Origin of the sequence: Bittarella sp. HCP28S3_D9, assembly GCF_052065655.1 — a bacterium.
Classification (GTDB): domain Bacteria; phylum Bacillota; class Clostridia; order Oscillospirales; family Ruminococcaceae; genus Bittarella; species Bittarella massiliensis.
This window is the reverse complement of the sequence record NZ_JBQHTP010000015.1, coordinates 1-14,334: the sequence shown is the minus strand read 5'-3', so window position 1 is coordinate 14,334 and position 14,334 is coordinate 1. Positions and strand designations below refer to the sequence as shown.

The following is a 14,334-nucleotide window of genomic DNA, read 5'->3' as shown; positions in this document are numbered from 1 at the left end:
GTAAAGAAAGAATGGGGAGGGGGGATCGGTGCGATCTTTTTTAATAAAGGGGCGCTCCCGCCGGCTGGGCACAGCGGCAAAAAAAGAGGGCCGCGCCGGCCGGCGCAGCCCTCTCCTCCGGCCCTCGGCCGGTCAGATCCCGTATTTCTCCAGATAGGCCTCCATCCGGGCCTTCATCTCGTCGTCGATGTAGACCTTGCCGTCGATCTCCCGGCCGTGCAGGTAGGAGATGATCTCCCGCACGGTGACGATGGGGTAGGCGTCGATGCCGTACTGCTCCTTCACCTCTTGGATGGCGGACTTGTCGCCGGTGCCCTTTTCCATCCGATCCACCGAGATGACGAGGGCGCGGATGTCCACCTTGGCGGCGCCCTGCAGCACTGGCAGGCACTCGCGGATGGCGGTTCCGGCGGTGATGACGTCTTCAATGATGGCGACCCGGTCGCCGTCTTGCAGCTTGTAGCCCACCATGGTGCCGCCCTCGCCGTGGTCCTTGGCCTCCTTGCGGTTGAAGCAGTAGTTCACGTCCTGCCCGTACTGCTCGTAGAGGGCGATGGAGCAGGACACCGCCAGGGGGATGCCCTTGTAGGCGGGGCCGAAGAGGGCGTCCACCTGGTCGCCCAGGTTGTCGTGCAGGCAGGCGGCGTAAAACTGCCCCAGTTTGGAGGCCTGATAGCCGGTCTTGTAGTTGCCGGTGTTGATGAAGTAGGGGGTTTTGCGGCCGCTCTTGGTGGTGAAGTCGCCGAAGGTGAGCACCCCGGAGCGCACCATGAACTCGATAAATTCCTTTTTGTAGGTCATCTCTTCCAACATCCTCCCGTCGCCGGCGCGCCGGACAGCCCCGGTGCGGGGCCGCCCGGCGGCGCGGACAATCTTTACTGTGCCCAATTATACCACAGCCCCGCCGGGCGGCACAATCCCCCGGCAGAGGGGATCTCCAGCTGTCCCAACAAAAAAAGAGGAGCAGTGCTCCTCTTTTTTTACTTCTGGGCCGTGACGGTAAAGGCGGCGCTGTCGCCGGTGCGGTCAAAGCGGTAGACGCGCTGGTTGTGCTGGTACTGGGTGTGGATCTCCTCCTCGCCGGTCGCTACCTTTGCAAAGGCCAACTCCTCAATGAGGGTGTTGAGCTCTTCCTCCCGCAGGTTGTTGTCCATCACCACCATCAGGATGCCGGCGCAGCCGGAGAAGTTCTTCATGTGCTCCTCGCTGTCGAGTTTGCCGGTCAGGGAGACGGCCGAGACCACGCCCCCCTCCTTTTCGGCGGTGTAGGCGAGGGTCATTTCCTCCCCCGTATAGGTGGCGTCCCCGGCGGCCTTGAAGTTGGGGAATTTGCCGGCGGCCTTGGCGTTGAAGGTGTCGGTGACCTGCTTGGCGGTGAGGATAAAGGCCCCGTCTTTCACGTCGTTTTTATAGCCGGTGTCGCAGCGCACCAAAACCAACAGGGCGCAGGCGATGGTCAGGATCCCCACCAGGATCAGGGTGGCGTGTCTCTGCTTTTTGTCCATTCTCTCTGTCAAACCGTCCTTTATCGCATTTCGCTCGATACTGCCTTTCAGTATAGCGCATTTTGCCCGTTTGCGCAATCGGCCGGGCGGCGCTTTTCTTTTTGCGGGCAGATATGCTATACTGCTGTTACAAAATTCTTCTTTTCCCGACAAAAAAGGAGGCCGTTATGGGTCCTGACCGAGCCCGCGCAAAGGGCCGCCTGCTCCACCTGGGGCAGACGGTCTTGATCTTGCTTGTCTGCACCGCCGTGGCCGCCCTCTTCGACCGCGTCGGCATCCGCCAGGAAAACATCACCATGGTCTATCTCACCGGTGTGCTGGTGATCGTGGTGGAGACGGGCGTCTTTTTCTGGGGGATCGTGGCCTCGCTGGTCTGCGTCTTCGTCTTCAACTTCCTCTTCACCCAGCCGCGGCTGACCTTTCGCATCGCCGACCCCAGCTACATCGTCACCCTCATCCTCTTCTTGCTGGTCTCCCTCATCGCCGCCAGCCTCACCTCCCAGCTGCAAAGGCACGCCCAGCTGGCCCGCAAAAAGGAGGACCAGACCCAGCGCCTCTACGAGATCAGCCGCAGCTTCCTCAACCTCTCGGGGCTAAAAGAGGTGGTCTGCCACGGTGTCGCCAGCATCTACGAAGGGGTGCAGCGGCGGTGCGTGGTCTATCTCATCGAAGAGGGTGGGGGCCTCTCCCAGCCCTACTACCTGCCCGGCCACTACCTGGACGGGGTGGAGGTGGGGGATGACACCCTGGCCAAGTGGTGCCTAAAGGAGGGGGAACCCTGCGGCTGTGGCACCGAAAATTTCGCCATCTCCCAGTGGCGCTATGCCCCTTTTAAGAGCGGCAGCCGCCCCCTGGGGGTGGTGGAGGTGTACTGCGGCAACGCCCCCTTGGGGGAGGAGGAGACCCTGTTCATCGACACGGTGATCAGCCAGCTGGCCCTGGCGGTGGAGCGGGAACAGCTCTACGCCCTGCAGCAGCGCAACCAGGTGGAGATCGAAAAGGAGAAGCTGCGCAACAATCTCCTGCGGGCGGTCTCCCACGACCTGCGCACCCCCCTCACCGGCATCGGCGGCTCGGCCGAGTTTTTGCGCCACAGCTACGACCAGCTGGACCGGGAGACGGCGATGAAGCTGTTGGGCGACATCTCCGGCGACGTGGCCTGGCTGGAGAGCATGGTAGAAAACCTGCTCAACATGACCCGCATCCAGGACGGCAAGCTGGCGCTGCAGGTGAAAAACGAGGTGGTGGACGACGTGGTGGCCGAGGCCACCGCCCGCCTGGCGAGGTTGCCCCACACCCGCCCGGTGGCGGTCTCCCTGCCCGACGAGCTGCTGCTGGCGCCCATGGACGGCAAGCTGATGGTGCAGGTGCTGGTCAACCTGCTGGGAAATGCCGTGGCCCACACCCCCGACAGCGCCGCCATCCGCCTGGCGGTGCACGGGGAGGGGGAGCGGGTGGTCTTTGAGGTGAGCGACAACGGCGGGGGCGTTGCCCCGGAGCTGCTGCCCCACCTCTTTGACAGTTTCGTCACCTCGCCGGGGGACAGCCGGCGGGGGATCGGCCTGGGACTCTCCATCTGCCAGTCCATCGTGCAGGCCCACGGCGGGGGGATCGAGGCGGAGAACAACGACATTGGCGGCGCCACCTTCCGCTTTTGGCTGCCGCTGGAAAAGAGCGAGGAGGAGGGCAAAAAATGTTTGCAGAGCGCCGTATTCTGATTGTCGAGGACGACAAGAGCATCTCGAACTTCCTCTCCATCTCCCTGCGCACCAGCGGCTACGACATCCAGGTGGTCACCACGGGGATCGAGGGGATCGGGCAGGTGATGAACGACCCGCCCGACCTGGTGCTCCTGGACCTGGGGCTGCCCGACCTGGACGGGCTGGAGGTGCTGCACCAGATGCGCTCCTTTTCGCAGGTGCCGGTGATCGTGGTGTCCGCCCGCACCCAGGAGAGGGAGAAGGTGCAGGCCCTGGACGGCGGGGCCAACGACTATGTGACCAAGCCCTTCTCCATCGGCGAGCTGTTGGCGCGGGTGCGGGTGGCGCTGCGCACCCCGCCCGCCGCCCTGCCCCAGGAGGAGGTCTTTTCCACCGGCGACCTGACGGTGGACTTTGGCCGGCGGCAGGTGCGGGTGAACGGGGAAGAGGTGCACCTGACCCCCATCGAGTACAAGCTGTTGCTGCTGCTCATCGAGCACCGGGGGAAGGTGCTGACCCACAGCTTTATCCTCAAGGAGATTTGGGGGTATTCCGGCACCGAGGACTCCCAGTCCCTGCGGGTGTTCATGGCCAACATCCGCCGCAAGATCGAGACGGACACCGCCCACCCCCACTACATCCTCACCGAGGTGGGGGTGGGGTATCGGTTCGTGGACGAATAAAACTTCGTGGGTCCCCATCCCACGAAGTTTCGACATCCTCCCTTCGCCCACTTAAGTGGGCGATTTTGCTTTGCAAAACCGGGCGGATGTCAAGGGAAGGGAGCTTTGGGGGGCATTGGGTCCCCATCCCACGAAGTTTCGACATCCTCCCTTCGCCCATTCAAGTGGGCGATTTTGCTTCGCAAAACCGGGCGGATGTCAAGGGAGGGAAGCTTGGAAGAGGGCATTGGGTCCCCATCCCACGAAGTTTCGACATCTGCCCTTCGCCCATTCAAGTGGGCGATTTTGCTTCGCAAAACCGGACAGATGTCAAGAGAGGGAAGCTTGGAGGGGGCATTGGGTCCCCATCCCACGAAGTTTCGACATCTGCCTTTCGTCCACTTTGAGTGGGCGATTTTGCTTTGCAAAACCGGGCGGATGTCAAGGGAGGGGAGCTTTGGGGGGATATTGGATCCCTATCCCGCGGGGGTTCAGCGTTCGCTCTTCGCCCGTTTGGGGCGAGCGGATGTCGAGAAATATGGATTCGGAAAAGACTGGGCGACTACCTCATACAATATACAATGGGGTGTCCGCCCCCCTCAAAATCGAGTGGACTGACTGTGAAAAAGAGTTGGCTGTCGGGCAGCAGAAGAAGGCCGCGGAACGGCTGCCCTTGGAAGGGGAAAATGCCGCCCCCGCCCCTTTTTCAGTGCTGGGCCGCCTCCCTCGGCATGGGCCGGTCGCGCGGGTGGGAACACCGCTTTGCCCCGCCGCACAGGGGCGAAAAAGCGCCGCCCACACCGGGGGAAAGGAAACGGATTTCTGCTTGCAACCCGGGGGCGGATATGATACAATTGTCTCGTTATAAAACAGGGCAAACGCGCACTCTGGTATGCGGATATGCGGGTCCTGTGCGACAGGGCGCCGTGAACCATGTCAGGCGGGGAACCGAGCAGCATTAAGCGGGTCGTCTTGTGTGCCGCAGATCAACCTGTGTGTCCGCATACCACAGTGTACGGGCCCTGTTTTTTGCGCTATTTTCAAAAAAGGAGGTGGCCGCCATCTACCGCGCTCTCTACCGCAAATACCGCCCCTTGACCTTTGACGACGTGATCGGGCAGGAGCCCATCGTCACCACCCTCAAAAATCAGGTGGAGACGGGGAAACTCTCCCACGCCTACCTCTTTACCGGTTCCCGGGGCACCGGCAAGACCACCTGCTCCAAAATCCTGGCAAAGGCCATCAACTGCCCCAACGTCAAGGACGGCCAGCCCTGCGGGGTCTGCGACATCTGCACCGGCATCGACGAGGATTCCATCACCGACGTGGTGGAGCTGGACGCCGCCAGCAACAACGGGGTGGACAACATCCGCGCCCTGCGGGAGGAGGCGAACTTCGTCCCCACCCGCTGCAAAAAGCGGGTCTACATCATCGACGAGGTGCACATGCTCTCCCCCAGCGCCTTCAACGCCCTGCTCAAGATCATGGAGGAGCCGCCCGAGCACGTGGTCTTTATCCTGGCCACCACCGAGCTGCACAAGCTGCCGGTGACCATCCTCAGCCGCTGCCAGCGCTTCGACTTTGCCCGCATCACCGCCGAGCAGATCGCCGGGCGGCTGGCGGTCATCGCCGAGAGGGAAGGGGTGCAGTTGGACGACGACGCCCGCTTCCTGCTGGCCAAACTGGCCGACGGCGGGATGCGCGACGCCCTCTCCCTGCTGGACAAGTGCGCCTCCACCGGCGAGCGGGTGAGCTTGCAGATGGTCAAGGACCTCTGCGGCGTGGCCGACAAGAGCTACCTATTTGACCTGTTCGACTGCCTGCTCGACCGTGACCTGGGCCGGGCGATCGCCCTGCTCGACGACCTCTTCGCCCACTCGGTGGACATGGGCCGCCTGGCACAGGAACTGCTCAGCCACGGCCGGGACCTGATGCTCTGCAAGGTGATGGAGGACTTTGACACCCTGGTCCTCTGTCCCCCCGACGACCGCCAGCGCTATGTCGAGCAGGCTGCCCGCATCCCCCAGGGGGAGATGATGGGCTGGATGGCCCGGCTGATGAAGGGGGCCGACGCGGTGGGGCGGGCCGCCTCCCCCCGCATCGCCATGGAGATGCTGCTGGTGGAGATCACCGCCGCCGCAAATCAGCCGACAGCCCCGCAGGTCACCGCGGTCCGGGTGTCCGCAGCCAAGCCGGCCGCCGTGCCCCAGGCCAAGCCGGTCGCCCGCCCCGCCCCAGAACCGGCGCGGGAGGAGCGGGAAGAGGAGGTGCCCCTCCCCGACGCCCCGCCCCCGGCGGAGGACGCCGACTGGCAGGAGCCTGCCGCCCCTGCCCCCGCCGCGCCCCCGATCCCGGAAGCAGTTCCCGAAAAGCCGGTGGCGGCAGCCGCTCCGGCCGCAGAGGCCGCCCCCCAGCCGCTGCCGGAGTGGCCCCAGGTGCTCGACGCCCTGGCAAACCACAACCGGCTGGCCGCCGCGGCCCTGGCAAACTCCCGGGCCTACCTATCGGGTGACCTGGTGCTCATCGCCTCGGAGAACGCCACCTTTTTGAAGATGATGCGGGAGAACGCCCGCACCAAGGCGGACATCCGGGCGGCGGTGAGCGAGGTGACCGGCAAGACCTGCCGCCTCGGCCCCTACCGGGAGCCGGAGGACGAAGCCGCGCCCACAGAGGGGGGCGGCCAGAAGCTGGATCAGCTCATCGCCCGGGCCCAGGCCCAGGGAATCGACGTGACGATCAAAGAATAGGCGGCTGTTTCGGACAGCTGATGAGATGAAAAAAGGAGTGCAAGCGCCCATGAAAGCCAGACTGCCCCAGGGCTACGGCCCGAAGAATATGAACCAGATGATCAAGCAGGCCCAGGAAATGCAGGAGAGGATCGCCCAGGTGCAGGACGAGATCGAGGAGAGCGAGTTCAAGGTGTCGGCCGGCGGTGGGATGATCGAAGTCACCATCAACGGCAAGAAGGAGCTCACCGCCCTGGAAATCAAGCCCGAGGTGGTGGACCCAGACGACATCGAGATGCTGCAGGACCTGATCATGGCGGCTGTCAACGAGGCGGTGCGCAAGGTGGAGGACGAGGCGTCCTCCCGGATGGCGGAAGTCACCGGCGGGGCCGCCGGCCTGCCCGGGATGCCCTTCTAGGCCGTGTCCTACAACATCAACGCCCTCAGCGAACTGTCCGAGCAGTTTGAAAAGCTGCCGGGCATCGGCCGCAAGACGGCGCAGCGGCTGGCGTTTTACGTGCTGGGAATGAGCGCCGAGGACGCCCAGAGATTTGCCGAGACCATCGTTCGGGCCCACCGCGAGATCAAGCGCTGCAAGGTCTGCCAGAACCTGTCGGACACCGAGGTCTGCTCGGTCTGCGCCGACGAGGGGCGGGACCGGAGCACCATCTGCGTGGTGGAGGACCCGCGGGACGTCTTTGCCTTTGAGCGCACCAAAGAGTACTTCGGCACCTACCACATTTTGGGGGGGCTCATCTCCCCCATCGACGGGATCGGGCCGGACAAACTCTACATCAAAGAGCTGCTGGCCCGCCTGAACAACAGCGAGGTCAAAGAGATCATCATGGCCACCTCCCCCACCGTGGAGGGGGAGGCCACCGCCATGTACGTCTCCCGGCTCATCAAGCCCCTGGGGATCAAGGTGACCCGGCTGGCCTACGGCATCCCGGTGGGCGGGGTGCTGGAATACGCCGACGAGGTGACCCTCTACCGGGCGCTGGAGGGGCGCAGCGAACTCTGACACAAAAACAGCTCTGCCCCCTGTTGCGGGGCGCATGAAATGGAGCAAAACGGCATACCCTCTCCCAGAGGGGGCCGAAGAAGGAGGGGAGACCCGTGGGAAACAAAGAGGCCATCAAGACCATCGCCCAAAACAAGAAAGCCCGCCACGACTACTTTATTTTGGAGAGCATCGAAGCGGGGATCTCCCTGGCCGGGACCGAGGTCAAGTCCCTGCGGGCGGGGGCGGTCAACCTGAAGGACAGCTGGTGCGACATCTACAAGGGCGAGGTCTACGTGCTGGGGATGCACATCAGCCCCTATGAAAAGGGGAACATCTTCAACCGGGACCCGGTGCGGGAGCGCAAGCTCCTCCTCCACCGGCGAGAAATCAACCGCCTGCTGGGCCAAATCAAGCAGGAGGGGTTGACTTTGATCCCCATTTCGGTATACTTTAAGGGGTCGAAGGTCAAGGTGCAGCTGGGCCTGTGCAAGGGCAAAAAGCTGCACGACAAGCGGGCGTCCGCCGCCGAGCGGGACGCTAAGCGCCAGATCGACCGGGCGCTCAAAGAGCGCACCCGCTGATAAAAACCGGCACACCCAGGCGCCCGCAGGGGCGCATTTATGAGGGGGCGCAATGGTTTCGACGGGGATCGTGAAGCACGGGAAGCGAGTGGCGGTGCGGGACCGCCTCAACAATCCGCACCTTAAAAGTAAACGTCGATAACAACGATTACGCTTTAGCGGCCTAGTGCCGCTCATCCGGCGCGGGGGGGCCACGGACCGCGTTCGGGTGTCATTTTAGTGGCGAACATGTATACGCGAGGGCCTCGTAGCGTATCAGGTATATGAGGATACTTGGCCCGCGAGCCTGACCACCGGCGCGCGGGGCGGGGAATGTAAAAGATGGTCTGCACTCGGAGATGCCCGTGGGGAGCGGTTTTCGGACACGAGTTCGATTCTCGTCGCCTCCACCAAATAAAAGCGCATGACAAAGCCATTTGTCATGCGCTTTTCTCTTTTCATAACCCACTTTATAACCCGTTTTTGGCGCAAAATAAAAGGCCCCGAGCAAGGGGGCCTTTTATCTGTGGAATATATCTGCGCAGTACAGTGTCAATGAGCTGGACTGCTCGCCCCCTCTCCGTATGCTTGCGGGGAAAGCCGTTTTTTACTGGCAGTTTTCATATGTGCACTATCAAAATATCAACGCGCTGTCAAGGGACGTCCTCATCGAGCTTGTAGACCATATCGAGGTTTGCGAAAACGGCAATAGCAAGGTGCGGTTTAAGTTTGCCGACGAACCCAAACGAATTGTAGCGTGTATCAAAGTTAGCACCGACACCCCCGGTCAAGCGGCGGGTTTATCCGCTTGAACCCCTTTCCGGCAGCCCATTTCCCTAATAAAACGCAGTCATATCTAGTATAATTTTCTTACTGGCAGGGATGCAGCAAGCCGGAACACATTGGCTTTTTGTTGATTGTATTTCATTTTTAGACGATTCTCTGTTTTAACAAATAGCAGTTTCACGAGGCCTTCTGTCGGTGCTATTGCATCCATTGTTTTGCAAAGCTCTATTGGTCTGTAAACGATTGATCGACTGGATGATTTTTACAGTTTGCGTCGCGGTGTAAAAGTGGCGTTGGACAGCAAAGACCACTTCCTTCAAATGACGTCGGGCGAAGAGGGGAAGGCGTGTTTTGCTTTTAATTTGCAAATTTTTCTCGACTTTTGTCGACTAAATACTATAAGATTTTTAACCGACGGAAAGTGAGGTGAATTCATGTCGGGGAAAAAGATGGGGCGCCCGCCATCTGAAAATCCCCTGTCGGAGCGAATCTACCTGCGGGTGGACAGAGAGACCAAAGAGGTCCTCGACCAGTGCGCCAAACAAATGCACGCCACCCGCTCGGAAGTGGTCCGCAAGGGGATATACCTGGTGAGGGATGCCCTCAAAAAATGAGAAGAAGCGGCTTCCTCTTCACAAAAGCAGCCGCTTCCCAGCACCGCTCGCCGCCCGAAGGCAACTTGCAGCGCAAATATGATACCATGCGCGGCGGTTTCTTTCAAGGGTCGGCGACCGACTGAGAAGGGAGCAAACCGATGACAGACAACACGCTGTTGGAACGGCTCTTTCGCGGAGAACTTTGTCCGCAAGATACAATCGATCCTTGCAGCGACGCCTATCGGCAGACTGCCAAAGCCCTGAGTGACGGACTGGACTGGTGGAAGGACAGGTTGTCGCCGAAGGAGCTCATCGAGCTGCAAGAGATGCAGCGGCTGTGGAACGACCGGTACAGCATGGAGCAGAGCGAGGCCTTTCGCTGTGGGGTGACCTTGGGCGTCCTCTTCTTGATGGAGGCATTGGAGGGCCGCGAGGCATTCCTTCGCCAAGGGCAGTTCAGTTGATACCTCCGAAGCATTAGATAGATTCAATAGAGGAGAAGGGGCCGACGGAGAGCAGTTTTCCGTCGGCCTCTTTTTGTTGTGGGGCAGAGATAGAGCGGCCAGTTTGCCCAGCGGAGAAAAAGGCCAGAAAGAAGGGCCCCGCCCTGCCACTGTAAAAAAATTTAGAAAGGGGGTTGCAATTCAAACTGAAACTGATATAATAACAGTTAGAAACTGATACAAAACAAATTACAGTTTGAGGTGAGTCGAGATGAAGAAAAAGGGAAGGGCACTGGCGGCCGCCCTGTTGGGCTCGCTGCTGGCCCTCACCGGTTGCGGCGGGGCGGGCGGCGGGTCAGCCGCCTCCGCGGCCGCGGGGGAGTACCACAAGATCTCTCCCCGAGAGGCCAAGGAGCGGATGGAGGCCGGCGGGGCGACGGTGGTGGATGTGCGCACTGCCGAGGAGTATGGGGAGAGCCACATCCCCGGCGCGGTGCTGGTGCCGCTGGACACCATCGGCAGCCAGCGGCCCGCCGCCCTGCCGGACACCGGGGCGGAGCTGCTGGTCTACTGCCGCAGCGGGGTGCGCAGCAGGGCCGCCGCCGAGCAGCTGGCGGCCCTGGGGTACCAGCAGGTGTACGACTTCGGCGGCATCATCGACTGGCCCTACGAGACTGTCAGAGGGGAGGAATAGGGGTTGACCAGTGAATTCAATGTGGCGGTGCACGCCCTGGTCTATTTGAGCCACCGGGGCGGCACCCTGTCCAGCGAGGAGCTGGCCCAGAACATCTGCACCAATGCCGCCCGGGTGCGAAAGGTGCTCTCCAAGCTCAAAAAGGCGGGCCTGGTGGAGACAAAGGAGGGGGCCGACGGCGGCTACCTCTTTGACCGGGACGCGGGCGAGGTGACCCTCCGCCAAATCGGCGAGGCGCTGGACTGCTGCTTTGTCTCGGCCAACTGGCGCAGTGGGGACACCGACCTGCCCTGTCTGGTGGCCTCTGGCATGGGCAAAATTATGGACGACATCTACGGCGAACTGGACGAGTGCTGCAAGGCGCGGCTGGAGGGGATCACCATCCGCTCCATCGGCCAGAAGATATTCGGCAAGCAGCCCTGACACAGGGCTTTCCCAGCCGCAGGCCTTTCCCCCGCGGTCTGGGTCGATACACGCGGGTGGGCGCTCAGTGCGCCCGCCCTGTCAAAAGGGAAAAGAGGTCTTTTCGTTGAAAAAGTACGACGCCATTGTGATTGGATTCGGCAAGGGGGGCAAGACCCTGGCTGGGGCTCTGGGAGCAGCGGGCAAACAGGTCGCCCTGATCGAGCGCTCGCCCGCGATGTACGGGGGCACCTGCATCAATGTGGGGTGCATCCCCTCCAAGTCGCTGGTCCACAGCGCCGCCCTCTCCAAGGTGCAGGGGGGCAGCTTTGCGGAGAAGGCGGCCCGGTACCGGGAGGCCATCGCAGAGAAGCGGCGGCTCACCGGCGCTCTGCGCCAGAAAAACTACGACAAGTTGGCGGGCAACCCCAATGTCCAGGTCATCGACGGGACGGCCAGCTTCCTCGGCCCCCACGCGGTGCAGGTGACCGACGGGGCGGGGCAGGTCCAGCTGCTTTGGGGGGAGAACATCTTCCTCAACACCGGCTCCCGCCCCTTTGTCCCCCCGATTTCTGGCTTACAGGGGAATCCCAGGGTCTATTTGAGCGAGGGATTGCTGGACCTGGAGGAGCTGCCCCGCCGGCTGGCCATCATCGGCGGCGGGTACATCGGGATGGAGTTTGCCTCCCTCTACACCTCCTTCGGCAGTCAGGTGACGGTGATCCAAGACGGCGGCCGCTTCCTCCCCCGGGAGGACGGGGAGATCGCCCAGGCCGTCCTGCAGCGGCTGCAGGGCCTGGGGGCGGAGGTGCTCCTCTCCACCCAGGTGAAGGAGGTGCGGGAGGAAGGCGCCCAGGCGGTCCTCGCCCTCGAGAACCCCGACGGTCCCCGCGAATTGCAGGCCGACGCGGTGCTGGTGGCCACCGGCCGCCGCCCCAATGTGGAGGGGCTCGCCCTCGACGCGGCGGGGGTGGAGCTGACCGAGCGGGGCGCCGTCAAGGTGGATGAGCGGCTGCGCACCACCGCCTCCCACATCTGGGCCATGGGCGACGTGGTGGGGGGACTGCAGTTCACCTACATCTCCCTGGACGACAGCCGCATTGTCCGCTCCCAACTGCTGGGGGACGGCAGCCGCACCACCCAAAACCGCGGCGCTGTGCCCTACAGTGTCTTCCTCGACCCCGCCTTCTCCCGGGTGGGTCTCAGCGAGGAGGAGGCCCGCGCCAAGGGCTACCGGGTGAAGGTCGCCCGGCTGGCGGCCGCCGCCATCCCCAAGGCGCAGGTGCTGCAAAACCCGGCGGGGCTGCTCAAGGCGGTGGTGGACGGGGAGACCGGCCAGATTTTGGGGGCGCACCTCTTCTGCGAGGAGTCCTACGAGATGATCAACCTGGTCAAACTGGCCATGGACGCGGGCCTGCCCTACACCGCCCTGCGCGACGGCATCTACACCCACCCCACCATGAGCGAGGCGTTCAACGACCTGTTTGCCGCCCTCTCCTGAGCGCAGACAGCGCCGATTCTTTTCAGTGAAGGAGGTCCTCTATGGGCTTGTCCATCGAGACCGGCGTGCCGGTCCTCACGGTATTTTTGCAGGGGCTGTTGAGCTTTTTCTCCCCCTGCGTCCTCCCCCTGGTGCCCCTCTATGTGGGGTACCTGGCGGGGGGGACCAAGTCGCTCGGCCCCGACGGGCAGATCCGCTACAAGCGCAGCACGGTGCTGCTGAACACCCTCTTTTTTGTGCTGGGGGTCAGCTTCGCCTTCTTCCTGCTGGGCTTTGGCTTCACGGCCCTGGGCAAGTTTTTCAGCGGCAACCGGGCGATCTTCGCCCGCGTCGGCGGGCTGATCGTCATCCTCTTCGGCCTCTACCAGCTGGGCTTTTTCGGCGGCAAGGGGTTCAGTCGGGAGCACCGCCTCCCCCTTCGGATGGACCGCTTCGCCATGAGCCCCCTGGTGGCCCTGGTGCTGGGTTTCACCTTCAGCTTTGCCTGGACCCCCTGCGTGGGCCCGGCCCTGGCCTCGGTGCTGCTGATGGCCTCCTCGGCCGGCTCCTCCCTGGTGGGCTTTGGGCTGGTGGGGGTCTACACCCTGGGCTTTGTCCTCCCCTTTCTGGGGGTGGGGCTCTTTACCAGCAGCCTGCTGAACTTCTTCAAGCGCCACCAGAAGGGGCTTCGCTACACCGTCAAGGTGGGGGGCGCGCTGATGATTTTGATGGGGGTGATGATGTTCACCGGCTGGATGAACGGCATCACCGGCTATCTCTCGGGCATCGGCACCGGCGGCGCCGATCAAAACGGGGCCTCCCAGAACACCTCCTCCTCGACCGCGGACGCGGGGGAGGGGGGCGCCTCCTCCGGCGGCGGCAGCCAGTCCCAGGGGGGCAGCTCGCAGACCAGCGCCTTCCCCGCCCCCGACTTCACCCTGGTGGACCAAAACGGCAGGACCCACACCCTGTCGGAGTACAGGGGCAAGGTGGTCTTTCTCAACTTCTGGGCCATCTGGTGCGGCCCCTGCCAGCGGGAGATGCCCGACGTGCAGGCCCTCTATGAAAAGTACGGCGAGAACAGCGGCGACGTGGTGGTGCTGGGGGTGGCCAACCCCAAGAGCGCCAAGTACCCCCATAACCAGGACGTCAGCCGGGAGGAGGTCGTCTCCTTCCTGCAGAAAAACGGATACGACTACCCGGTGGTGATGGACGAGACTGGCGCGGTCTTTGGCGGCTACGGCGTCACCGCCTTCCCCACCACCTATATGATCGACCGGGACGGCAACCTCTTCGGCTATGTGCCGGGGATGCTCACCCGATCGGTGATGGAACAGATCGTACAGCAGACCCTCGACGGCAGCAGCCGGTCTTGAGGGAGGAGAAAGGATGCGTTTGCAAATGGAACCACTGGTGTTGACAGAAGCCAATTTTGAAGCGGAGGTCGAGCGCTACGATGGCCTGGCAGTCATCGACTTTTGGGCCCCCTGGTGCGGCCCCTGCCGGATGTTTTCCCCTATCGTCGACGAGATCGCGGCCGACCCGCCCGCCGGGGTGAAGATCTGCAAGGTCAATGTGGATGAGCAGCCCGGCCTGGCGGTGCGCTACCAGGTGATGAGCATCCCCACCCTGCTGCTGGTCAAAGGCGGCCGGGCGGCGGCCACCAGCGTCGGCTTTCAGGACAAAAAGGCGGTCCTCGCCCTCATCGAAAAACACCGCTGAACAGCGCAGAGAGGGGGCCCGCCCCCCCCCCCCGGGGGGGTGGGGGGGGGGGTGT

At 62.8% G+C, this 14,334-nt stretch carries 16 protein-coding genes and 2 other RNA genes; 16 read left to right on the top strand and 2 right to left on the bottom strand.

Annotation, left to right across the window (positions count from 1 at the left end; genetic code table 11):
• Nucleotides 1-132: 132 nt before the first annotated feature.
• Nucleotides 133-801: an orotate phosphoribosyltransferase gene (pyrE, locus tag ACTNAU_RS08915; protein ID WP_441098205.1), complete on the bottom strand. Its 669-nt coding sequence runs from the start codon at nucleotides 799-801 to the stop codon at nucleotides 133-135.
• A gap of 179 nt (nucleotides 802-980) precedes the next feature.
• Complete coding sequence (locus tag ACTNAU_RS08910) at nucleotides 981-1,505, bottom strand: hypothetical protein (RefSeq protein ID WP_256136624.1); 525 nt, start codon at nucleotides 1,503-1,505, stop codon at nucleotides 981-983.
• 167 nt (nucleotides 1,506-1,672) lie between these two features.
• Between ACTNAU_RS08910 and ACTNAU_RS08905 the strand changes: the two genes are divergently transcribed.
• The 16 genes from ACTNAU_RS08905 (at nucleotide 1,673) to trxA (ending at nucleotide 14,279) form a co-directional block, all read left to right on the top strand.
• A complete protein-coding gene (locus tag ACTNAU_RS08905) occupies nucleotides 1,673-3,223 on the top strand; it encodes a DUF4118 domain-containing protein (RefSeq protein WP_441098204.1) in 1,551 nt (516 codons plus the stop codon).
• Entirely contained in the window at nucleotides 3,199-3,888 is a 690-nt protein-coding gene (locus tag ACTNAU_RS08900) for a response regulator (protein WP_185916095.1), read from the top strand. The genes ACTNAU_RS08905 and ACTNAU_RS08900 overlap by 25 nt, the downstream gene beginning before the upstream one ends.
• A gap of 879 nt (nucleotides 3,889-4,767) precedes the next feature.
• Nucleotides 4,768-4,867: signal recognition particle sRNA small type (gene ffs, locus ACTNAU_RS08895), an RNA gene on the top strand.
• Between the two features lie 52 nt (nucleotides 4,868-4,919).
• Nucleotides 4,920-6,614, top strand: a complete 1,695-nt coding sequence (gene dnaX / locus ACTNAU_RS08890; protein WP_441098203.1) for a DNA polymerase III subunit gamma/tau — start codon at nucleotides 4,920-4,922, stop codon at nucleotides 6,612-6,614.
• Between the two features lie 49 nt (nucleotides 6,615-6,663).
• Entirely contained in the window at nucleotides 6,664-7,011 is a 348-nt protein-coding gene (locus tag ACTNAU_RS08885; protein WP_044992516.1) for a YbaB/EbfC family nucleoid-associated protein, read from the top strand.
• Nucleotides 7,012-7,014: 3 nt separating this feature from the next.
• Nucleotides 7,015-7,614 carry a recombination mediator RecR gene (recR, locus tag ACTNAU_RS08880; protein WP_021659422.1) on the top strand — a complete coding sequence of 200 codons (600 nt, stop codon included), beginning with the start codon at nucleotides 7,015-7,017 and terminating at the stop codon, nucleotides 7,612-7,614.
• A 95-nt stretch (nucleotides 7,615-7,709) separates the two neighbouring features.
• Nucleotides 7,710-8,177, top strand: a complete 468-nt coding sequence (gene smpB, locus ACTNAU_RS08875) for an SsrA-binding protein SmpB (protein WP_021659421.1) — start codon at nucleotides 7,710-7,712, stop codon at nucleotides 8,175-8,177.
• Between the two features lie 43 nt (nucleotides 8,178-8,220).
• Nucleotides 8,221-8,569: a transfer-messenger RNA gene (gene ssrA / locus ACTNAU_RS08870) on the top strand.
• 213 nt (nucleotides 8,570-8,782) lie between these two features.
• On the top strand, nucleotides 8,783-8,968 hold the full coding sequence (locus ACTNAU_RS08865; protein WP_441098202.1) for a hypothetical protein: 186 nt from the start codon (nucleotides 8,783-8,785) through the stop codon (nucleotides 8,966-8,968).
• A 408-nt stretch (nucleotides 8,969-9,376) separates the two neighbouring features.
• On the top strand, nucleotides 9,377-9,556 hold the full coding sequence (locus ACTNAU_RS08860) for a ribbon-helix-helix protein, CopG family (RefSeq protein ID WP_216401592.1): 180 nt from the start codon (nucleotides 9,377-9,379) through the stop codon (nucleotides 9,554-9,556).
• A gap of 140 nt (nucleotides 9,557-9,696) precedes the next feature.
• Complete coding sequence (locus tag ACTNAU_RS08855; protein WP_441098201.1) at nucleotides 9,697-10,002, top strand: DUF6809 family protein; 306 nt, start codon at nucleotides 9,697-9,699, stop codon at nucleotides 10,000-10,002.
• 250 nt (nucleotides 10,003-10,252) lie between these two features.
• Entirely contained in the window at nucleotides 10,253-10,675 is a 423-nt protein-coding gene (locus ACTNAU_RS08850) for a rhodanese-like domain-containing protein (RefSeq protein WP_216401594.1), read from the top strand.
• 3 nt (nucleotides 10,676-10,678) lie between these two features.
• Nucleotides 10,679-11,098 carry an RrF2 family transcriptional regulator gene (locus tag ACTNAU_RS08845; protein ID WP_185916104.1) on the top strand — a complete coding sequence of 140 codons (420 nt, stop codon included), beginning with the start codon at nucleotides 10,679-10,681 and terminating at the stop codon, nucleotides 11,096-11,098.
• A 106-nt stretch (nucleotides 11,099-11,204) separates the two neighbouring features.
• The gene (locus ACTNAU_RS08840; protein ID WP_441098200.1) at nucleotides 11,205-12,578 is read left to right on the top strand and encodes an FAD-dependent oxidoreductase; all 1,374 of its coding nucleotides are present in this window, start codon (nucleotides 11,205-11,207) and stop codon (nucleotides 12,576-12,578) included.
• Between the two features lie 41 nt (nucleotides 12,579-12,619).
• Nucleotides 12,620-13,933: a redoxin domain-containing protein gene (locus ACTNAU_RS08835; protein ID WP_441098199.1), complete on the top strand. Its 1,314-nt coding sequence runs from the start codon at nucleotides 12,620-12,622 to the stop codon at nucleotides 13,931-13,933.
• Nucleotides 13,934-13,958: 25 nt separating this feature from the next.
• Nucleotides 13,959-14,279: a thioredoxin gene (trxA, locus tag ACTNAU_RS08830; protein ID WP_441098198.1), complete on the top strand. Its 321-nt coding sequence runs from the start codon at nucleotides 13,959-13,961 to the stop codon at nucleotides 14,277-14,279.
• Nucleotides 14,280-14,334: the final 55 nt, after the last annotated feature.

Excerpts from the sequence above, each read along its gene's own strand:
- ACTNAU_RS08850 (WP_216401594.1), top strand. The coding sequence starts at position 10,253 with ATGAAGAAAAAGGGAAGGGCACTGGCGGCCGCCCTGTTGGGCTCGCTG.
- pyrE (WP_441098205.1), bottom strand. The coding sequence starts at position 801 with ATGACCTACAAAAAGGAATTTATCGAGTTCATGGTGCGCTCCGGGGTG.
- trxA (WP_441098198.1), top strand. The coding sequence starts at position 13,959 with ATGGAACCACTGGTGTTGACAGAAGCCAATTTTGAAGCGGAGGTCGAG.
- ACTNAU_RS08885 (WP_044992516.1), top strand. The coding sequence starts at position 6,664 with ATGAAAGCCAGACTGCCCCAGGGCTACGGCCCGAAGAATATGAACCAG.
- ACTNAU_RS08910 (WP_256136624.1), bottom strand. The coding sequence starts at position 1,505 with ATGGACAAAAAGCAGAGACACGCCACCCTGATCCTGGTGGGGATCCTG.
- ACTNAU_RS08860 (WP_216401592.1), top strand. The coding sequence starts at position 9,377 with ATGTCGGGGAAAAAGATGGGGCGCCCGCCATCTGAAAATCCCCTGTCG.
- ACTNAU_RS08855 (WP_441098201.1), top strand. The coding sequence starts at position 9,697 with ATGACAGACAACACGCTGTTGGAACGGCTCTTTCGCGGAGAACTTTGT.
- ACTNAU_RS08835 (WP_441098199.1), top strand. The coding sequence starts at position 12,620 with ATGGGCTTGTCCATCGAGACCGGCGTGCCGGTCCTCACGGTATTTTTG.
- ACTNAU_RS08900 (WP_185916095.1), top strand. The coding sequence starts at position 3,199 with ATGTTTGCAGAGCGCCGTATTCTGATTGTCGAGGACGACAAGAGCATC.
- ACTNAU_RS08905 (WP_441098204.1), top strand. The coding sequence starts at position 1,673 with ATGGGTCCTGACCGAGCCCGCGCAAAGGGCCGCCTGCTCCACCTGGGG.